16 protein-coding genes and 1 tRNA gene are annotated in these 20,281 nt (G+C 38.9%); 8 read left to right on the top strand and 9 right to left on the bottom strand.

Going from position 1 to position 20,281, the window contains the following annotated elements; genetic code table 11:
* Positions 1 to 2 precede the first annotated feature (2 nt).
* The 4 genes from ybeY to PZB74_RS07165 all read left to right on the top strand — a co-directional run bounded on the left by ybeY (position 3) and on the right by PZB74_RS07165 (position 6,733).
* Positions 3 to 431 carry an rRNA maturation RNase YbeY gene (ybeY, locus tag PZB74_RS07180; protein WP_302241767.1) on the top strand — a complete coding sequence of 143 codons (429 nt, stop codon included), beginning with the start codon at positions 3 to 5 and terminating at the stop codon, positions 429 to 431.
* Positions 432 to 474: 43 nt separating this feature from the next.
* Positions 475 to 2,337 carry a tRNA uridine-5-carboxymethylaminomethyl(34) synthesis enzyme MnmG gene (gene mnmG / locus PZB74_RS07175; RefSeq protein ID WP_302241766.1) on the top strand — a complete coding sequence of 621 codons (1,863 nt, stop codon included), beginning with the start codon at positions 475 to 477 and terminating at the stop codon, positions 2,335 to 2,337.
* A gap of 89 nt (positions 2,338 to 2,426) precedes the next feature.
* Entirely contained in the window at positions 2,427 to 4,472 is a 2,046-nt protein-coding gene (locus PZB74_RS07170) for an Ig-like domain-containing protein (RefSeq protein ID WP_302241765.1), read from the top strand.
* A gap of 416 nt (positions 4,473 to 4,888) precedes the next feature.
* A complete protein-coding gene (locus tag PZB74_RS07165) occupies positions 4,889 to 6,733 on the top strand; it encodes a tetratricopeptide repeat protein (RefSeq protein WP_302241764.1) in 1,845 nt (614 codons plus the stop codon).
* Positions 6,734 to 6,846: 113 nt separating this feature from the next.
* On the opposite strand, the gene PZB74_RS07160 is transcribed toward PZB74_RS07165, so the two are convergent.
* The 6 genes from PZB74_RS07160 to lysA all read right to left on the bottom strand — a co-directional run bounded on the left by PZB74_RS07160 (position 6,847) and on the right by lysA (position 12,119).
* Positions 6,847 to 7,863 carry a sodium:calcium antiporter gene (locus PZB74_RS07160; RefSeq protein WP_302241763.1) on the bottom strand — a complete coding sequence of 339 codons (1,017 nt, stop codon included), beginning with the start codon at positions 7,861 to 7,863 and terminating at the stop codon, positions 6,847 to 6,849.
* Positions 7,864 to 7,935: 72 nt separating this feature from the next.
* Positions 7,936 to 8,781: a hypothetical protein gene (locus PZB74_RS07155; protein WP_302241762.1), complete on the bottom strand. Its 846-nt coding sequence runs from the start codon at positions 8,779 to 8,781 to the stop codon at positions 7,936 to 7,938.
* A 72-nt stretch (positions 8,782 to 8,853) separates the two neighbouring features.
* Positions 8,854 to 8,928 (bottom strand) — tRNA-Val (locus PZB74_RS07150).
* A 69-nt stretch (positions 8,929 to 8,997) separates the two neighbouring features.
* Entirely contained in the window at positions 8,998 to 10,068 is a 1,071-nt protein-coding gene (locus PZB74_RS07145) for a S41 family peptidase (RefSeq protein WP_302241760.1), read from the bottom strand.
* A gap of 20 nt (positions 10,069 to 10,088) precedes the next feature.
* Positions 10,089 to 10,895: a DUF3316 domain-containing protein gene (locus PZB74_RS07140; RefSeq protein ID WP_302241759.1), complete on the bottom strand. Its 807-nt coding sequence runs from the start codon at positions 10,893 to 10,895 to the stop codon at positions 10,089 to 10,091.
* 9 nt (positions 10,896 to 10,904) lie between these two features.
* Complete coding sequence (gene lysA, locus PZB74_RS07135) at positions 10,905 to 12,119, bottom strand: diaminopimelate decarboxylase (protein ID WP_302241758.1); 1,215 nt, start codon at positions 12,117 to 12,119, stop codon at positions 10,905 to 10,907.
* 153 nt (positions 12,120 to 12,272) lie between these two features.
* Between lysA and PZB74_RS07130 the strand changes: the two genes are divergently transcribed.
* Positions 12,273 to 14,090 (top strand): MutS-related protein, encoded by a 1,818-nt coding sequence (locus PZB74_RS07130; RefSeq protein ID WP_302241757.1) that lies wholly within the window; start codon positions 12,273 to 12,275, stop codon positions 14,088 to 14,090.
* 15 nt (positions 14,091 to 14,105) lie between these two features.
* On the opposite strand, the gene PZB74_RS07125 is transcribed toward PZB74_RS07130, so the two are convergent.
* Entirely contained in the window at positions 14,106 to 15,560 is a 1,455-nt protein-coding gene (locus PZB74_RS07125) for a sulfatase (protein ID WP_302241755.1), read from the bottom strand.
* An 82-nt stretch (positions 15,561 to 15,642) separates the two neighbouring features.
* On the opposite strand from PZB74_RS07125, the gene PZB74_RS07120 reads away from it, so the two are divergent.
* Genes PZB74_RS07120 through PZB74_RS07110 form a run of 3 tightly spaced genes read left to right on the top strand, consistent with a single transcriptional unit; the run spans position 15,643 to position 18,286 of the window.
* The gene (locus PZB74_RS07120; protein WP_302241754.1) at positions 15,643 to 16,785 is read left to right on the top strand and encodes a 5-(carboxyamino)imidazole ribonucleotide synthase; all 1,143 of its coding nucleotides are present in this window, start codon (positions 15,643 to 15,645) and stop codon (positions 16,783 to 16,785) included.
* Positions 16,782 to 17,312, top strand: coding sequence for a 5-(carboxyamino)imidazole ribonucleotide mutase (purE, locus tag PZB74_RS07115; RefSeq protein ID WP_302241752.1), 531 nt, complete (start codon positions 16,782 to 16,784; stop codon positions 17,310 to 17,312). The genes PZB74_RS07120 and purE overlap by 4 nt, the downstream gene beginning before the upstream one ends.
* A gap of 50 nt (positions 17,313 to 17,362) precedes the next feature.
* Positions 17,363 to 18,286 carry a bile acid:sodium symporter family protein gene (locus PZB74_RS07110; RefSeq protein WP_302241750.1) on the top strand — a complete coding sequence of 308 codons (924 nt, stop codon included), beginning with the start codon at positions 17,363 to 17,365 and terminating at the stop codon, positions 18,284 to 18,286.
* 7 nt (positions 18,287 to 18,293) lie between these two features.
* On the opposite strand, the gene PZB74_RS07105 is transcribed toward PZB74_RS07110, so the two are convergent.
* Positions 18,294 to 19,367, bottom strand: coding sequence for a VWA domain-containing protein (locus PZB74_RS07105; RefSeq protein WP_302241749.1), 1,074 nt, complete (start codon positions 19,365 to 19,367; stop codon positions 18,294 to 18,296).
* Complete coding sequence (locus PZB74_RS07100; RefSeq protein ID WP_302241748.1) at positions 19,357 to 20,280, bottom strand: hypothetical protein; 924 nt, start codon at positions 20,278 to 20,280, stop codon at positions 19,357 to 19,359. Before PZB74_RS07100 ends, PZB74_RS07105 begins: the two co-directional genes overlap by 11 nt.
* Position 20,281: the final 1 nt, after the last annotated feature.

The raw sequence follows: 20,281 nt of genomic DNA, 5'->3' as shown, positions 1-20,281 counted from the left end.
CATTGGTCAATTTTTTTACTGAAGACATAGAATTCAACCTTTCCTCACTACCTCTAAATATTTCTGAGTGGATTACTATTACCACTAATCAAGCAAATCTTAAAGTTGACAACCTCAACTTTGTTTTTTGCTCTGATGCTTATCTATTAGAAATTAACAAATCCTACCTACACCACGATTACTACACTGACATTATAACTTTTGATAACAGCGAATCTTCTGCTTTAGAAGGCGATATATTTATCAGTATTGAACGAGTTCGGGAAAATGCTCAGCTTCAACAAACTACTTTTAAGCGCGAGTTGTTAAGGGTTATTATTCATGGCGTTCTTCATCTCATTGGTTATGATGATAAAGATGATAATTCTAAAATTACCATGAGGATGATGGAAGACAAATACTTAGATTTGTACTTCCGGGATTTTCAATAATCCTACAGTGTTCCACGTGAAACGTTTTTAAATTTTACATTATATGTTCCAAGAATACGATGTGATCGTAGTGGGGGCAGGTCATGCAGGAAATGAAGCAGCCGCTGCTGCTGCAGGCATGGGCTCTAAGACTTTACTAATTACAATGGACATGACCAAAATTGGTCAGATGTCTTGCAATCCAGCTATGGGTGGAGTGGCGAAAGGACAAATAGTAAGAGAGATAGATGCTTTAGGAGGGTACTCAGGAATTGTTTCAGATAAGTCTATGATTCAATTTAGAATGCTCAACCGCTCTAAGGGCCCAGCAATGTGGAGTCCTCGCACTCAAAATGACCGTATGCGATTTAGCGAAGAGTGGAGAATAGCATTAGAAGGAATACCAAATCTTGATTTCTGGCAGGAAATGGTTACTGGCATATTAGTAGAAGGGGAGAAGGTAATAGGTGTAAAGACAAGCATTGGTTTAGAGATAAAAGCCAAATCAGTAATACTTACAAATGGTACATTTCTCAATGGGCTAATACATATTGGTGAAAAACAAATGGGGGGTGGTAGATCTGGCGAAAGAGCATCTAAAGGAATAACAGAACAGCTTCAGCAGTTAGGCTTTGAATCTGGTAGAATGAAAACAGGTACGCCTCCTAGAATAGATGGGCGATCTCTAAATTATGGGATCATGGAAGAGCAAGAAGGAGACAAGAACCCTGGAAAGTTTTCTTTTACAGATACACAAGTACCAGCAGTACAAAGGAGCTGTCATATAACTTATACCAATTCTAAAGTACACGAAATATTAGAAACTGGCTTTGATCGCTCACCTATGTTTAATGGAAGGATAAGAGGTCAGGGGCCAAGATATTGCCCATCAATAGAAGATAAAATTAACAGATTTAAAGAAAGAGACAGGCATCAAATCTTTGTAGAACCTGAAGGCTGGAACACAGTAGAAGTTTATGTTAATGGCTTTTCTACTTCTTTACCGGAAGATGTACAGTATAAAGCCATTAAAGAAATACCAGGTTTTGAGAATGTAAAATTGTTTAGGCCAGGATATGCCATTGAATATGATTATTTTCCACCAACACAGCTTAAACTAACATTAGAGACTAAACTAATCGAGAACCTATATTTTGCAGGCCAAATTAACGGAACTACAGGATACGAAGAAGCTGCATGTCAGGGAATGATGGCTGGTATCAATGCTCATAATAAGGTTAAAGAAAAAGAACCATTTATACTCAAACGTTCTGAAGCTTATATAGGCGTACTTATTGATGACCTCGTCAATAAAGGCACAGAAGAGCCTTATAGAATGTTTACTTCTCGTGCTGAGTTTCGTTTGCTACTAAGGCAAGATAATGCTGACATACGTTTGACTGAAAAAGGTCACAAATTAGGGCTAATTACAGATGTTCGCCTGGCAAAAGTATACGATAAAAGAAGAGACATAGAAACTGTTCTGGAAGAGATTAAAACCTTAAAGGTAACTCCAGAAAATTTTAATGATAATCTAGAAGAACTTAATACAGCTACAATTAAGGAAAAGATCTCTGTACAAAAGTTATTAAAACGTCCAGAGATATCTATTAGTAAATTAAGAGTGCTGGATCAGGAGTTAGACAGCTTCTTTGCTGATTATGGTACAGAAGTTTTGGAGCAGGTAGAGATATTAAATAAGTACGAGACTTATTTAGAGAAAGAAAAAGCGCATGCAGAAAAGGTAGAAAGTTTGGAAAACTATCGTATTCCTAATGGTTTCAATTATGCTAATGTAAAAGCTCTTTCTGCCGAAGCGACTGAAAAACTGAATAGAATACAGCCAGACACTATTGGTCAGGCAGCCCGAATAAGTGGCGTTTCTCCCGCGGATATTTCCATAATTATGATATATCTGGGCAAATAACATATTTTAATAAATTACATACAAAGTGCCTGTTTTACACGTTTAAAGCAGGCACTTTTTTATTTTAGCAGGAAATTAGATTAAATCATATGAGAACAAAAAACATTTGGCTTTACATTTTTTGGATTGCTTTAATAGCCAGTGCATCATGCGCAAGAAGAGGAGTACCTACCGGAGGCCCAAAAGATACCATACCTCCGACACTGATAAGAATGAGCCCAGCTTTAGAGACCGTAAATTTTGAAAATGATAATTTAGTGCTGGAGTTTGATGAATACATAGAAGCACGCTCACTTAAGCAGGACATTATTGTTAACCCTCCAGTAGAAGATTACGATTTTTATGTAAACCGAAGGTCTGTAGTAATAGAGCTTAACGAGGACCTTCAAGACAATACTACCTATACATTTAACTTTAGAGATGCTATTAAAGATATATCTGAACAGAACCCTGCAGAAAATATCATTATGGCATTTAGTACAGGGAACGAAATAGATTCGTTTCAGGTGAATGGGCAGGTTAAAGAACTATTCACCAACAAGGCAGTTGACGATGTGTTGGTAGCTCTTTATCCAGAAGGGGATACGCTAAATCCATTTGAAGATCCTCCAACATATCTAACAAAAACCGATGAAGAGGGTAATTACACAATACGTTACATTAAAGTTGGCACCTATAAAGTATATGCCTATACCGATAATAACAACAACTTAAAATTAGACCCGAATACGGAAGCTTATGGGTTTGAATCAGAACCCATAGCGCTAATACCTGAAGAAGCTAAACCCATAGCACTAGATTCAATGGCTATCGCTACTGATAGTACACAACAAACTCAGAAAAACCTATACGGCAAAGAAGTAAACCTAGAGCTGATAAGATTAGATACTAGAGATATTCAAGTACAAAGCGCCAGAGCTAACGGTAAATACTTTGAAATTAAAACTAACAAAGCACTTAAAGATTATGAACTTATAGTAAATGATGCCAATATTAATGAAGAAACAAAGCAGTACATAGATTCTCTTAATACAGACCTACCGACTGATACTGCACAATATGTATACAGTAACTTTCAGGATAACCACAAAACTATTAGACTATATAATACGCTAAGACAGGATAGTGTACAAGCCACAATTACATTACAAGACTCTGTAAGTCAATCTATTACTGATACAATACAAATAAAGTTTGTAGAAACTAAAAGAGAACTAGAGCAGTTAAAACAAAACATAACTTCAAATAACAATATAAAAAGTTATATAAACACAAAAATAAAATTTAGTAAGCCTATAGCATACGTAAATACTGATAGCGTTCTCTTAAGCTATGATACGCTATTTTATTTACCTATAGCTTATGAGAGCTTTCTAAGTTGGAATGATAAGCTTGATGAAGTAAGTCTTGAAAAGCAGATAGATAAAACTAAACTTATAGATACACTGCTCCTAAACCTTAAAAGCAGGGATAGTATTAGCTATACTTTAAAGATAAAGGAAGCAAGAAATTATCTTGATAGTCTGAAAAATAGTAACGATCTGAATGAGCAACTTAGACTATTTAACCTCTTAACTCAGAGAATACCTTCTTTAAGGAAAGTAGCTGATAGTATTAATACCATTGAAACCGAATCTGTCAAATCTCAAATACTAGCTAATGTAGCAGACAGCTTAAATATTTCTTCAAACTTCACCCCAAATATCTACAATAAGGAAGAACTAAAAGAAAACCTTAAGCCACTTATTCTTTATATATCTGCTGGTAGTTTTATCAGCATTGAAAATGATAGTAGTCAAAGAATAATTCAAAAGTACAATTTTAAAAAGCCTAGTGAGCACGGCAAAATTACTGGAACTATAAATACAGAATTTCAAAATTATACGCTTCAGCTACTCAACAATAATTATGAATTGGTAGAAGAGCAAAAACCAACATCTAACACATATACCTTTGAACTTATTCCGCCAGGAGAGTATCACATTCGTATTCTAATTGATGAAAATAATAATGGTCAATGGGACAGTGCCAACATATTAGAAAACAGAAAAGCAGAACCTGTTTACTTTTATAATGAAGAAGAAGTAATTGATTTGAGGGCTAACTGGACCAGAGAGATTGACATAAGCTTCTAAGTTATCAACACTATCGAGTGAATAACATGTGGATACACCCCGTATTCGATGTGGAAAATAATAAAGTTATTCACTCGATATCCTCCCTTCCTTTTATACACATTCCTATCAACAGTGTGAATTAAATTATTAACAATGTTATACACACTATCAATCACGTAAAAAGTTATCCACAGATTAGTTAACATTTTTATAAAATATACTTAACTTACTGTAAATCAATCTATTAATTGTTAATAAGTGTGTTAATAACCTAAAAATAATCGAACAGGTTATATTCGATGGTGAATAACAAAAGGATTTCCACAGAGTTTTCCACTTATTCACACCGTAATAAATAATAATAGTTCGATTTAAATAATCTTTCGATAATATAGTATGTTAGTGAATATGTTAGGATCAATAACTCGAGATGTATGAAATTAAACCACCCTCTAACATTTGTTATTCTTTTGTTATCGAGTATTTTTGCTTTCACTGCCGAGGCTCAAGATCAGGAACAGATAGAACTGGCCCAACAGTATGATGACAAAGGAGAAATTGAAAAAGCGAAGTCCGTTTATGAGGAACTCGCAAAACAGAAAAAAAATATTCCGATTATTCATAGCCGATATTTTAGGTTGTTGATAAATAATGGATATCTGGATCAAGCAGAAAATTATGTTAGCAAAGCACTTAAAGCATATCCCGCAAATATTATCTACCGTCTGGATGCCGGCATACTGCAACAGCGAATGGGCAATAACGCTTCCGCGGAAAAATACCATAGCGAAGTTTTAGATGAGGTACGCGCAGACCCATATAAAATCAGGCTGGTGGCAAGCCACTACATCAAGAGCGATATGCTTGAAAAAGCTATTGTCTATTATCAGCAGGGTAGGGAAGCCGCTAGTGATCCTAACCTCTTTGCCCTTGAGTTGGCCAATGTCTATCGCCGACTCAATGAGAAAGATAAGATGGTGCTCGAGTACCTCAAATACGCTGACGAAGATCAGGCCAGAATTACCTACGTCAAGAATGTTCTCCAGAATATTCTAACCGAAGAAGAAGACCTGCAAGGCTTATCTAACATGCTGCTCGACAAAATACAGGAAGAGCCCGACAAGCAGCTGTACAATGAACTTCTAATCTGGATCAATCTCCAGCAGAAAAACTTCTACGGAGCCTTTATGCAAGCCAGAGCTATAGACAGAAGAAATAGATCCGATGGTGACAGAGTAATGGATGTAGCTAGCATTGCACTGGAAAATCAGGATTATGATAATGCACTAAAGATGTATGATTACATCATAGAGAAATATCCACGTACCGGTAATTATGTATCTGCCAGAAGGTACAAGATTAAGGCGAGGGAAGAAATTGTGAAGACCCGTTATCCAGTCGCTCAGGAAGACATCACCAAACTTATAGACGATTACCAAAACTTTATAGATGAGAGCAAAGGGTCCGCTATGGGTCCAAGCTATGCTACACTGGAAGCTATGCGAAGCCAGGCATTGCTCTATGCTTTTTACCTGGATAAAAAAGACCAGGCTATTACCACTCTACAAGAGGTGGCTGAGCACCCCAAAGCGAGCCGTGAGCTAAAGGCAAGGTGTAAGTTGGATATGGGAGACATCTATCTGCTGATCAATCAACCTTGGGAGTCTACACTGCTTTATTCGCAGGTAGAGAAAAACCATAAGGAAGAGCCAGTAGGCTATGAGGCTAAACTCAGAAATGCTAAACTCTCTTACTACAAGGGAGAGTTTGAACTGGCCCAAGGACACCTGGATGTACTCAAGTTAGCTACTACGCGTGAAATAGCTAATGATGCGATGTCCTTAAGTATATTAATACAGAACAATACAGCATTAGATACTACAGAAGCTGCCATGCAAGACTATGCTAATGTAGAATTATTACTATTCCAGAATAAGCAAATAGAAGCTGTATTTAAATTGGATAGCATGTTAGAATTATACCAAAACCATGCGTTAGCGGATGAGATACACTGGCTAATGGCTACCATAGATATGAAGTTAGGTAAATTTAATGAATCTTTAGCACATCTAAATACCATTACAGAGGCTTATGGTTATGATATACTAGGAGACAATGCTCTTTATATGACGGGAAAGATATATGAAGATCAGTTACAGGAGCAAGACAAGGCTATGGAAGTGTATACGAACTTTCTGCGCGAGCATCCGGGTAGTGTATATGTAGCAGATGTGAGGAAAAGGCTAAGAAACCTCAGAGGGGATTTTAATGTGAATTAAAAAAGTAGAAAAAAAAATTAACGTAAAAGGCCACTTATAGGTGGCCTTTTTTTGTTTGATGAGTATAATCTGTTAATATCAGATATAGGATATAGCTGTAAAAAAGTTATAGATTACATGTTGTAAAGTAAGAAATATCCAATTACAAAAATCAGAATAGAAAGTATACTCTCCCAGCCCACTTTCCCAAAACCATACTTCTGCCGATGCAGTAAACCTAATAGCAATACAGAGCTAAGCAGAATAGTAAGAGAAATGATAAACAATTGAGAATTGGTAGCAGCATGGTATATTGAATCTTCCTGATAAGCCATATCTGCGAATGCTAAAAATAGTATATCAAAAGTGTTACCTCCAATAATGTTACTTACGGCCAGCGTAAGTGCGCCTTGTCTTACTGCTGATACCGATACTACTAGTTCTGGTAAAGAGGTAGCCACAGAGGTAAAAAGAGCACCCATAAAAGAAGCAGACACCCCTGAGTTTTCAGTGATAATGATGCCAGTCTGGGCAATATAATAACCCGCGACACCAACTACACCTGCTAATACTGTAAAGCGAACAATCAGTAGTTTAAGATTTACATTGGGCTGATTATTTTCATCGGGTACATCCTCTACTGTTTCAGAAGTATCTTGCGGCTCCCACATTGGATGTTCTTTAGCTTTGGAAATAAGCCGTGTGCCAAACACATAAATTAATATTAAAATTAAGGAAGCCGGATGAATTCCAAAGACGGTGAGTGATTCGGAAGCCATAACCAGAATAACGAAACCTAGCATTCCAATAAGTAGCACGCCCTGTAGTAAGTTAGTAAAAGAAGCTGAAGCATGCTCAAGGTTTGCGCGAGTATAGGCTATATCAGCTATTGCTAAAAAAACAGTTTGTGCTGCTATACCTCCTACGGCATTGCTAAATGCCAGTTCAGGTTGACCTTCATAAGCAGCAGTTACGGAAGTAATTATACCGGAGATAGAAGTAATGGCACCCAAAAGTATACCACCTACTAAAGCCTCTCCAAATCCTGTGAGGTCTGCCAGCTGATCGGCAGCCTTGGTTAACATAGTACCGGCATAGCCAATTACCGCCGCCAATCCAATAAAAATTACGATGGCAAGCCATAAGCTCATAGTTTAAAAAATTTAAATGATGATAAAAGCAAATGAAAAAGTTACTCCTTAAAGAGTATAATTGTTTAGAAACTAGGCAAAAAATCCAAAGAGGAGAAGCAACAGCAGAAGTACAAAGATGATTCCTGCTATGATCCAGTTTCGGTAGTACTTTCGGTAGCCAATGTTTTCAACCTTGCCATTGTGTACGCTGATGAAGCGCCTTTTACTTAATAAATAAACCCCGGAAAGTGGGGCCAGGCCATTTACAGTCACATAATCGCCTTCGTTTATATCTTCAGGATCTTGTTGCTCAATTTCTATCAGCCGGTTATTATAATTATACTGTTGCAACTGCAGAATAGACCTAATTTTTCCTTTAGCAACTTCCAGAATCTGCTGATCATTTTTAAGTCTGTATTTTCCGGGAGGAATGGCCAAACCACCCGCCAGGCTGATACGGTTGCCTACAATCGGAAAGCTGGTATCATAATCTCTTTCTACTTCTACAAAAGATCCATCTTCCAGCTCAAGCTTTAAAATGTTATGCTTGCGGTACCTTATCTTCTCAAGATAGCCGCGAACATCTAAATCTGGTAGCACATTTTCGTTGGCTAAAGTAAGGTAATCACTTTCTCTGCCATCTACTTTCAGAATAAGTACAGCCTTATCCAAATAGCCTTTGTTGTACAAAAAAGAACCACTCTCTCTCCTTATTAAAAAAGAATGTGCTTCATCCAGAAACTCCCATTTACCCATCTCTACTTTTCCTTCTCTAGAGATAAGCAACTCATGATTTTTCTTGAAGATATACTTTTCTTTGGCTTGATCTATCCCCGCTACTACCCAGGGTTTATCCAGAATAGAAGAAGTTTTGTCCAGACTGATGCTGAACTCCAAAATACCGGGAAATACTTTTTTGATGTAGTCTTTAAGCATGGCAATGGTAAAAATTCGCTATGAAGATAAAAAAAAGCCCTACATAAAATGTAAGGCAATCTTCATTAGTAGTGGGACGTACTGGATTCGAACCAGTGACCTCTGCCCTGTCAAGGCAGCGCTCTAAACCAACTGAGCTAACGTCCCGGGCAGAGCAAATATAATATTTATGCGGAGAATATTTTAATTTGCGTCAAGCATAGATATAGATCAAAACTACCTTATGCGTTGTCGGTCGTAAATTTCATTAATAATTCCGAATGCTGTCTCTAGTATAGTGTCTTTACCTTCCTGCCTATCTTCTTCTTTCATATCAACTTTAATATCCGGAGCTACACCATCTTCAATATTTTCTCCACTCACTGTAGTGGTTACCGTAGAAGAGAAGCGGTAGCGCCATCCGTTAGGCAGCTCACGATTAATAGGTAATCCGCCTCCACCGCCAGTACTATCCCCAACTACCAGCACATTCGGAAAATTCTTCATAACCTGCACAAAAAAGTTAGTAGCGCTATAACACGAACGATTGGTGAGGATAATAACAGGTGCCTGAGTATACTGAAAATCTCCGGTAGGTTCAACATATTTAGGAATACGCTCTGTAAGCTCATTATGGCCGGGACCATCTTTATACTGCCAGTAATGTACTAGTCTTTTTTCATCTGCAAAGCGTCCTACTATGTTTTCTACATTACTAAGCTTACCACCACCATTGTCCCTTACATCAATTACTAAACCTTTAATAATAATAGTGTCTGCTTTATCTTCTATTCTGCTGGCAAACTTAGTAACAATATAATCTACTAAAGACTCGCTTACCTGATTCTCAAAGCTAGAGTAGTATACATAACCAATTGAATCTATTACCCTATTACGAAAAGGCCCCGAAATTTCGTAGTCATCTTTTAAATAGTTTCTTTCTATTAGCGAGAAGTCAAAATTCTGAGGATGGTCCAGGTACCAGTTCCAGTTTCGTGAAAGGTCAAAACCTGCCTGAAGGTTAACATGTCCATCACGTAAAACAAAAAGCATATCTCCCAACACATTAAAGAGTGAGTCGCGGCGCATACCATCTTCTACACGTGGGCGATTAGCCGTATATACAGCATCCCAGTCAATACCTTTAAAATCAAAAAAAGTATAGTTTTCATCTACAGTGGTCCAGAGAGAATTAAACACATCTACTGCATTATCTTCATACTCTTCCTGTATCAGCACTTCTTCGCAGGAGGCACATAAGAAAACTACGATAATAAGTGATAGAAGCGATAGCGAAAATGCTTTCATAACAATCAGGAGTGAGTTGTTTAGAAATTAAACATAGTAGAGAAGGTAATAGTATGTGAGGCAGTTTTAGTAAGCCTTGGTTCTTTGTACCTTAGATAATTCCATTCATAACTAAGGCGTATGCGGTTAGGGTTTTTTTTGAAGGAATACTCCAGAGCAAAAGTATTACTGTAGCGAAAAAACTTGTTCAAAGTTACGAGTTTGCCACTTTCCAGCAGCTGGCGAGCGGTATCGTCACGATCATCGTCCAAAAAGCCGAAAAAATTGCTGGAACCGTAAGAGGGACGCATCGCAAAAGTAAGTAAGGGAATATAGGCAGAGCCCTGTAAACGAAAATCTCTACCCCAAAGGCTAAAAGGAAAAACCAGAGAAGTACGTGGACTTAATGATGCGTAAAAACTATTATTATAGGCATTATTGCTAAAATCACGATAATGAAAAAGTGTCCATAGCGAGTTAAAAGAAGCTCCGGCAAACCACTTCAAACGATCGTCCAGTAGCGTTTTAACCTGCTTTTCGTAGCTATAGTTTCCCTCAAAACGATAATACGTAAGATAGGCAAAACTGGTATTGTTAGTAAGCTCGCCTACATCAAAACGAAAGTCCAGGTGGTCTAGCAGCTGGCTGCTCCTACGATGATACTGCATGGCTACCGAAGCAGCATAGCCCCTGTATTTGATATCCGAAAAACTTTGATCAAGAGATGAAGGGGCAACAAAGCCCGCTCCTAAGTTAATGTATCTGAGATAATTGTCCTCTTGCTGTGCTAGTAGGCCAGAAGTACTGAGCATACACAGAAAGAGAACGGCTAAGGAGCGGTATAGCATAAGCTTAGTTTATAAGTCTATAGCAATCTGATTTTTTAATATATCGTCTAAAGTTTCTCGCTGACGAATCAGGTGCGCCTTACCTTTGTAAACCATAACTTCTGCCGGACGACGGCGAGAGTTGTAGTTAGAAGCCATACTAAAACCATAAGCACCAGCATTATGAATGGCTAAAATGTCGCCACTACGCACTTCGCTCAGCTCTCGTTCACTACCAAAAGTATCAGTTTCGCAAATATATCCTACCACATTGTACTTCTTTTTGGCAGCATCAGGATTAGAAATATTCTCTATGTGCTGGTAAGCATCATAAAACATAGGGCGGATTAAATGATTAAAACCAGAATCTACACCTACAAATGTGACCTGAGGGTTTTCTTTTACCACATTTACCTTAGCTAAGAATAAGCCAGACTCACTTACCAGTATTTTACCAGGCTCCAGCCACATTTCTAAAGGCTTGCCGTATTCATCGCAAAACTTTAAGAAGGCATCCTGTAGCTTTTCTGAAAGCTCATCCAGATTGGTAGATTTATCTTCCTGATGATAATTAATTTTAAACCCACTACCAAAATCAATAAAGCGAAGGTTAGAGAAATGCTTGGCAATATCAAAAACTACCTGTGCACTTTTTAAAAACACATCTACATCCAATATATCGGAGCCGGTATGTACGTGTACACCGCTAATATCTATCTCATGCTTTTCTACAACAGCTACAAGTTCATCAAGCTGCAAAGCAGAAATACCAAATTTAGAAAAACTATGGCCTACAGAAATTTTAGTGTTGCCGCCAGCCATAATATTTGGATTGATACGTACGCAGCAAGCCACTGAGGAACCATAGGTTTTACCAAACTCTTCCAGTATAGGAAGGTTGTCTATATTAATAGCTACCCCTAGTGCTACGGCTTCCTGTATTTCTTCAAAACTAACGCAATTAGGGGTATAAGATATTTCTTCCGGAGCAAAACCAGCTTTAATACCCAACAGAGCTTCTTCTACAGATACCACATCCAGGCCTATTCCCTGTGCTTTTACCAGCTTAAGTACAGATATGTTGGTAAGCGACTTAGCAGCATATTTCAGCTGAAGAGGAACTCTGGAAAAATGAGAGCGAAGTTTGTCAATTTGCTGTACTATCTTATCGGCATCGTACACATAGAGGGGAGTACCAAACTCTTTACATACATCAAGCAAATTAACGCCTTGAATGGTATTCAATGTTAGCTGTGTTTTATTGTGAAAAGTATCAGTAAAAGTTATCAAAGCTTATACAACCAACAAATATAGAGTAAGAATAGGGAAAAGCTTATACGATTAAAAAACAATCTTCAATATTTACGTTCAAATAGATGCTATACTGAAGCAAAGACTATGGAGAAGAAAATATTTACTACATACGAAGAGCGTGTTCGCAGCTTTAAACAAAAAGCAGAGGTGTTTGCCGGAAAAGACAAGCAGTTTTCATGGATGCGTAGTCTTTTGTTTTTACTATTTCTTGTAGGAGTCGTCTTTTTTGCAAACCAAAGAAATGGCGAGTGGATCTTTATTGTAGGTACTATTTTCGCTATTGCGTTTCCGCTACTGGTAAGGCAGCATAACCGCGTTAAAAAGCAAAGATTCCATATAGACAGTCTGGTACAGATTAATAAGGATGAACTAAAGCGATTGCAAGGCAAGCTAAAGGGAATGGAATCAGGAAAACAATTTGATGATTACCAGCACCCCTATACCGGCGACCTGGATGTATTTGGAGAGCATTCACTCTATCAACTACTAAATAGGTGCAATACGCAAAAGGGAAAAGCCCTGCTTGCAAACTGGCTAAAGGAGGCTGCTCCACGCGAAGAAATTATAGAGCGACAGGCTGCAGTACTTGAGATAAAAGAGCAGTTAGACTGGCGACAGGATTTTCAGGCATCCGGTAGCCTGGGCCAAAGCAAAGAGGAAGATACAGAAACATTGCTGAGATGGGTAAATGAAAAGGTAGCATTGCAAAACAGAAGTTTGTACAAAGCGATTATGCTGCTGATGCCTACCCTCACTTTAGCAGCTATTGTTGCTTACCTTTATGCTGGTATAAGTTCTTACTGGCCACTTGCGGCCATATTTATAAATGGTATTATTTTATGGTCTATTGCCGAAAAAGCGAGTCTTACCCACAAAAAAACGCATACTAGCATTAACGCTCTAAAAGCATACAGGGCGATGATACAGTCGGTAGAAAGAAAAGAGTTTACACACCCTAAACTGAAACAACTAAAAGGCTACTTTTTGCACGAAGACATACAGGCATCAAAAGAAATAAGTAAGCTGGAGTATATTCTTGACAACTTTGATGCACGCGGCAATTTGTTTTACCACATTTTTAACATTGTACTATTGTTGGATGTGTATTGGCTACTTAAAGCAGACCGATGGAAGATCAACCTTAAAGGTGATGTAAGCCATTGGTTTGAAAGCATAAGCGAGTGGGAGGTACTTAATAGTATTGCTGCTTTTTCGTTTTCGCACCCAGACTATGTATTTCCTACAATTAGCGAAGAGGCTTATATTTTTGATGCCCAAAATTTAGGACATTGCCTTATTAATGCGGAGGGTAGAGTAACTAACAACTTTAGCATGCAGGGCAAAGGTGGGGTTTGCATAATTACGGGCTCTAATATGTCGGGCAAAAGTACCTTTCTTCGGACCGTAGGTGTAAATGTGGTACTTTCGTTAATGGGGGCTCCGGTTTGTGCTACTCGCCTTACTACCTCTGTTATTCAGGTGTTTACCAGTATGCGGACTCAGGATTCTCTGGAAGAAAGCGTTTCATCCTTTTATGCGGAGCTTAAACGACTAAAGCAACTGCTTAATATGCTGGAGAATAGTCATCAAAATAAAAGCTTGCCTGTCATGTATATGCTTGACGAAATTTTAAAAGGCACCAACTCTCAGGATCGGCACAATGGTGCTGCTTCTCTGATCAGGCAACTAAGTAAATTAGCAGCTTTTGGTTTCGTGTCAACCCACGATCTTGAACTGGGCAATATGGAAAAAGAACTGACTAACGTTTCTAACTACAGCTTTACCAGCACTATAGAGAATGATGAAATCTACTTTGATTACCAAATTCATGAGGGCATATGTAAAAGCTTTAATGCCAGCAAGCTAATGGAAAAAATGGGTATAGCCATGCAGGAGCAATAAGCTCTATTCTCAGCATTAGCGACCTTGCTGCGTAAACTCATTGGGGTAAGTATCAAAAATTACCTGCTGCAACTCCCTCACAATAGCTTCGCTTTCAGGGCTTTCTGCTATGTTTATGGTTTCCATAGAGTCCGTTGCATGATCATACAACATGCGGGCATAGCTTTTACCATCTTTGCTCCGCCATTCGGTATAGCGGTAGCGATCATTTTTAACGGTATAGCCATTGTGGTATTTGCTTACTGCGTACCTTTTCCAGTTTTGGGCAGGTTGTGTTAGTAAAGGCACAAAGCTGGTTCCTTCTACATGATGTGGTACAGCAATACCTGCAAGCTCACACAAGCTAGGGTAAATGTCTACAAATTCTGTAATAGCATTTGTCATTTGCCCACCTTCTATATCTGGAACCTTAATCATAAGAGGTGCTCGCAGAGAAGTTTCAAAGTTTGAATGCTTACACCAAAGTGTATGCTCACTCAGGTTCCAGCCATGGTCCCCAAAAAGCACTACTATTGTATTTTCTGCTAAGCCGAGCTCTTCCAGAGCCTTTAAGATTTTACCAATTTGCGTGTCGGTATAGCTTACACACGCATAATATCCATGAATTAACCGTCGGGATAATTCTTCAGAAAGTTTACCCTCACTTGGGATGTTAGTATAGTTCCGTAGTTCTCCTGAATTATGTATAGCTACTAAGGGTGCATCTTTAGGAACATAATTGTTTTCTGGAAAATGGATATCATCTTCATCATAAAGGTCCCAGTATTTTTTAGGAGCATTAAACGGTAGGTGGGGCTTTAAAAAACCTGCCGCCAAAAAAAATGGCTGTTCCTGCTTTGCCAGCCTTTCTAAATCCTCTATTGTCTTCTTCGCTATTTGGCCATCAAAATAGGCTTCATCATCTACATCTGCTATTTCATAAGCTGGGCCATTGCCTCCCTTATGGGCATTAGAGGTTTTAATATTTTCTGCCAGTATATAGTTACGATGGCTGTTTTTGCCCGCATCAGGAAACCAGGGCGACTCACTCCAGCTATTACGCATATCCATGGTATGATGAAGCACCTTGCCGTTAGAGAGAGTATAATACCCATTGTTTTTTAAATGCTGCGGTAGACTTAAAGCATGAGGAGTGTCTTTTTCTGCCCAGGTATTGTAGCCGATAAACTGCTGGCGGTTAGGTCGTAGGCCTGTCAGTATACTTGCTCTTGAAGCACCACAAACAGGTACCTGGCAATATGCACGATTAAAAACTAAGCTTTGGCTGGCGAGTTCGTCAAGGTAGGGTGAAATAATATGAGATTTACCATAGCAGTTGAGTTCAGGCCTTAGGTCGTCTACGGCAATAAATAATATATTAGGCTTAGGCATTTCCAGCATCTGCTCAGAACGATGAGCCTGAGAGCGGCAGCTCCACCATAGCACAGAAAGGGCAAGCAAATAAAGAGAGCGAACTAATAGCTGATGCATAGGTTTAGGATTTTTAGGCTGTATAAGTACATCTGTAAAGCAGAAACTTTAACTTTGCCCATTAATTTATAAATATCAACATATGTCAGCAGCTTTTTACCAAAATTTTAAGCTAGGAGTATTAGGGGGTGGACAGCTAGGCCGCATGCTGATACAATCAGCAATAGATTTTAACCTGGATGTTTGGGTACTGGACCCAGATGAAAACGCTCCCTGTAAGAATATTGCCACACACTTTACACAAGGTGCGCTTACCGATTTTGATACAGTATACACTTTTGGTAAGCAGTGTGACCTTATCACCATTGAAATAGAAAACGTAAATACGGCAGCGCTGAAAAAACTTAAGGAAGAAGGGATAAAAGTTTACCCTGAGCCGGAAATAATTGAGCTGATTCAGGACAAACGTGAACAGAAAACGTTTTACCAGGCCAACGGTATACCTACAGCAGACTTTGTACTTACCGAAAATAGAGCAGAAGTGGCAGAGCATACCAATATGCTACCTGCGGTGCATAAACTGGGTAAAGAGGGTTATGATGGTAGAGGAGTGCAAATTATAGCAACAGAGCAAGATTTACCTAAGGCTTTTGACAAACCAGGTCTGTTAGAAAAACAGATTGCTTTTGAGAAAGAGCTGGCAGTAATTGTGGCTCGCAACGCTCGGGGAGAAATGAAAACTTTTCCGGTAGTGGAATTAGTGTTTCATCCAGAGCATAATCTTGTAGAATACCTTTTTGCTCCTGCCAATATTAGTCAGCAAATTGCTAAGGATGCCGATCAGTTGGCTCAAAAAGTTATTGAGAAACTAGGCATGACTGGGTTGTTAGCAGTAGAGATGTTTCTTACGAAAGAAGGAGAGTTATTAGTAAACGAAGTAGCTCCACGTACCCACAATAGTGGTCACCATAGCATTGAGGCCAATATTACATCACAGTTTGAACAACACCTGAGAGCAATATTAAACATGCCATTGGGGGCTACAGCCACTAAAATACCGGCTGCAATGGTTAATTTGCTTGGGGAAGATGGTTTTTCCGGCTTGGCAAAATTAGAAGGCTTTGAGGAGACTCTTGCTATAGAAGGGGTAAAAGTACATCTATACGGAAAAAAATATACCAAGCCTTTCCGTAAAATGGGGCATATTACCATTATAGATAAAGACGTAAATCTGCTTAAAAAGAAAGTAGAGCAAGTAAAAAATAGTTTAAAGATAAAAGCATGAGCAAAGTAAAAGTAGGTATTATTATGGGCAGTAAATCCGACTTGCCTGTAATGATAGAAGCTGCAAATATTCTGGAAGAATTAGAGGTGCCTTTTGAAGTCACTATTGTTTCCGCCCATCGTACACCTGACCGTATGATGAAGTATGCAAATGATGCCAGAAAAAATGGATTACAGGTTATTATTGCAGGGGCGGGGGGAGCAGCGCACCTACCCGGAATGGTCGCCGCAGTTACTACTTTACCCGTTATAGGGGTGCCTGTAAAATCCAGCAATTCTATAGATGGTTGGGACTCTATACTCTCTATTTTGCAGATGCCAGGTGGTGTACCTGTGGCTACCGTAGCACTTAATGGTGCAAAAAATGCCGGGATTTTAGCTGCCCAGATTATTGGTAGCCATGACAAGAAAGTAGCCTCACGACTTCAAAGCTACAAAGAAGAGCTTCGTGAAAAAGTAGAGGAAGCTGCTCAGAAGATGGAAGAACAGGGCTATAAGGGTGGGAAAATAGGCTTTGCTAATAATTGAACGTTCGTTTAAGTTAATTAGACTTACCTAATATATTATAGAATTACATAATGGAAGTATTAGATAGCATAAGGCTAAACTTTAATCAGGATAGTCTGCTACTATTAAACATTTGCATGGGAATGGTAATGTTTGGGGTAGCCATTGAGTTGACTGTAGCGGACTTTAAGAGATTATGGTTTAAGCCCAAAAGCCTGCTAGTAGGTTTAAGCGCGCAGTATATAATTTTGCCAGCTATTACTTTTGTTCTGATACTTCTACTTAAGCCTATTCCAAGTGTAGCATTAGGGATGCTACTGGTAGCAGCCTGTGCTGGAGGAAATCTATCTAATATGTTATCTGTATTAGCAGGAGGAAACGGGGCATTATCAGTAAGCTTGACAGCAATAGCTACTTTAGCTTCTGTAATAGCTACACCTACAAATTTTGCGTTTTGGGGAAGCTTGTATCTTTCTACAGGAACAGATTTACCTACTCTAAGTATTAGCTTTACAGATATATTAGAAGCTATACTTCTGGTAGTAGGTATACCACTACTGGTAGGAATGTGGTTTAATCATCAATACCCGAAGCTAAGCCTTAAGTTTCGCAAACCAATACGTATCTTTTCGGTACTGGTATTTGCTGCTTTTATCGTAGGAGCTTTCGCTGCCAATTTCAGCATATTTTTAGAGTATATTCATTATGTAGTACTAATTGTTTTACTACACAATGCGCTGGCCTACGGAGCAGGTTTTGCTCTAAGTAACGTATTTGGCCTTTCTATGAGCGATAAAAAAGCAATTACCGTAGAAACCGGTATTCAAAATTCTGGTATCGCTCTTATTCTGATTTTTAACTTTTTTGAAGGTCTGGGAGGAATGGCAATGATTGCCGGATGGTGGGGAATCTGGGATATAATTTCCGGCTTAGCCCTGGCCTGGGGACTATCAAAGGTAAAAAAACCAAAGATAGCCATAGAAAGGCTGGCATAAAGCTAGTTTAATCCTTTAACACATTACTCACAAAAGTTGACTTAAGCAGGAGCCAAAGTAAAAACAAGGCTATTGCCCACGATAAATAAATCCAGTAAAAGTCTGTGGTATCTTTGTAGCGAGTTTCTTTAATTTCGGCCTTTTCGTATTTGTCGATAAGGTCAAACACTTCTTCTAAGGCTTCTTTATTAGACACTCTGTAAAATTCACCTTCTCCAATCTTGGCAATTTCTCTGAGTGTAGTTTCATCCAGTGAGTTTTCCACGTAGCGGGTATTCCCAAAAAAATCTTTACCAAAGGGTACTTTACCCTCTTTACCAATGGCAATAGAGTAAATTTTAATACTATAAGCATGGGCTAGCTCGGCAGCTGTTATAGGATCAAGGTTTCCGGCAGTATTATCTCCATCACTTAGTAAAACCATTACCTTGGAAGCTTTACCTTCACGATCAGGGCCTTCACTACCTTCTTCAACATCGCGCATGCGATTAGTAGCTACTGCCAGAGCACTACCAATAGCGGTTCCTCTGCTTTCTATTAAGCTAAAGTCGATATCCTCAATAAATTTATACAGAAGTTCGTAGTCGGTAGTAAGAGGAGAAAGTGAATAGGCATCGCCCGAAAAAACTACCAGCCCTATTCTATCCTGCATTCTGCCAGCGATAAAATCACGAGCTACATCTTTAGCTGCTTGTAGTCTGTTGGGTTTAAAGTCTTCTATCCGCATAGATTCGGATATATCTATCACCAACATAATATCAATACCCTCGCTCCACTGCTCTACCTGCTCATTAGACTTCTGGGGTCTGGCCATTGCTAGCAGTAGAAGTGCGGCTGCCAAAGCAATGAGCAAAGCAGGAATTAATCGGAGGTAGGTGATAGGGCTTTGCTTAAGTGCGCTTTTAGGAAAAGCGATAGGGAGCTTTTGTCCGGAACGCAGCCCAATCAGCCAGCGGATTATAAAAAACAGGGGTATAAGTGGCAGCAGATATAGAAAAAATATATGCTGATACTCATAATTTGAGAGAACAGAAGGTTGAAACCAGTTTAGTGAAAACCAATTTTCGTTTTCAATCGGCATTTTTTATCTCCTCTATCTTTTGTTTAAATCTATTGTTAGTGTGCAGCTCTAACTGCTCAAAGTGGCGAACAAGTTCACCATTTGCGTATTTGCCATAAATACTCCGATCTATAGCTTTAAGATCTTGCTGTAAATTATCACCGGCAGGTGAGTTTACTATCTCTTTAGTGGTTAGCTTGGTATAGGGCAAACGATCCAGACCTTCCATGTATTGCTTCCACAGTAGCAGGGTAGATTCTGAACGTTGCTTATTAGGCGATTTACGCAAGGCATCCAAAGCCTTGGCAAAGGCTTCCTGAAACTTTTTCTGATTTTTTCTAAGTTTACGTAGCTGCCACTTTTTACGAATCTGCTTGCCAAATACTACATAAACAATTACCACGATTAATATTAAGGCAACAATTCCAACCAGTACGTAAGGATAGTTGAACTGTAAAGCAACCTCACGAAAAGTTGTATTCTCCTTTAGCGCCAGGCTATCGGGTATCTGGGTCAGTAGACGGTTGAGCTGAATAGAATCTATTGCCGCATAAATAGCAGTGCTGTCAGCCTTACCCTCATCGTCAGTGTTTATAATGTATACAGGTAGAGCAAGACTTTGTATGCTATCCAACTCAAAAGTAGTAAGCTCGTAGTTTACACTATCGTAACTATATAGGCTATCTGAGCGGGTAGGAGCAAAGCTCCGATCCAGATACTCAAAAGGAGCGTAGCTCTCACTCTGCCCCGGAAACACAACTTCCAGATTTTTTGGGTAGCGAAAAGTAAGAGTATAGGTAACAGGTTCGCCTACTTTAAGCGTGTCTCTATCAAAATAACCCTGAGGCTTAAGCTCCTGTGCCTGCAAGACCGCATGGCTCAGGCAACAGATACTAATTAAAATAAATAGTATACTCTTTTTGCTTTGCTTCATG

The sequence above is a fragment of the Porifericola rhodea genome, assembly GCF_030506305.1.
Lineage (GTDB): Bacteria > Bacteroidota > Bacteroidia > Cytophagales > Cyclobacteriaceae > Catalinimonas > Catalinimonas rhodea.
Note: the sequence above shows the minus strand (reverse complement) of the source record. Positions and strands in the feature narration are given on the sequence as shown.

Coding starts and splice junctions, on each gene's coding strand:
- PZB74_RS07130 (WP_302241757.1), top strand. CDS start 12,273: ATGGAGAAGAAAATATTTACTACATACGAAGAGCGTGTTCGCAGCTTT.
- purE (WP_302241752.1), top strand. CDS start 16,782: ATGAGCAAAGTAAAAGTAGGTATTATTATGGGCAGTAAATCCGACTTG.
- PZB74_RS07120 (WP_302241754.1), top strand. CDS start 15,643: ATGTCAGCAGCTTTTTACCAAAATTTTAAGCTAGGAGTATTAGGGGGT.
- PZB74_RS07100 (WP_302241748.1), bottom strand. CDS start 20,280: ATGAAGCAAAGCAAAAAGAGTATACTATTTATTTTAATTAGTATCTGT.
- PZB74_RS07155 (WP_302241762.1), bottom strand. CDS start 8,781: ATGCTTAAAGACTACATCAAAAAAGTATTTCCCGGTATTTTGGAGTTC.
- PZB74_RS07110 (WP_302241750.1), top strand. CDS start 17,363: ATGGAAGTATTAGATAGCATAAGGCTAAACTTTAATCAGGATAGTCTG.
- PZB74_RS07170 (WP_302241765.1), top strand. CDS start 2,427: ATGAGAACAAAAAACATTTGGCTTTACATTTTTTGGATTGCTTTAATA.
- PZB74_RS07125 (WP_302241755.1), bottom strand. CDS start 15,560: ATGCATCAGCTATTAGTTCGCTCTCTTTATTTGCTTGCCCTTTCTGTG.
- PZB74_RS07160 (WP_302241763.1), bottom strand. CDS start 7,863: ATGAGCTTATGGCTTGCCATCGTAATTTTTATTGGATTGGCGGCGGTA.
- PZB74_RS07165 (WP_302241764.1), top strand. CDS start 4,889: ATGAAATTAAACCACCCTCTAACATTTGTTATTCTTTTGTTATCGAGT.
- PZB74_RS07145 (WP_302241760.1), bottom strand. CDS start 10,068: ATGAAAGCATTTTCGCTATCGCTTCTATCACTTATTATCGTAGTTTTC.
- PZB74_RS07105 (WP_302241749.1), bottom strand. CDS start 19,367: ATGCCGATTGAAAACGAAAATTGGTTTTCACTAAACTGGTTTCAACCT.
- PZB74_RS07140 (WP_302241759.1), bottom strand. CDS start 10,895: ATGCTATACCGCTCCTTAGCCGTTCTCTTTCTGTGTATGCTCAGTACT.
- mnmG (WP_302241766.1), top strand. CDS start 475: ATGTTCCAAGAATACGATGTGATCGTAGTGGGGGCAGGTCATGCAGGA.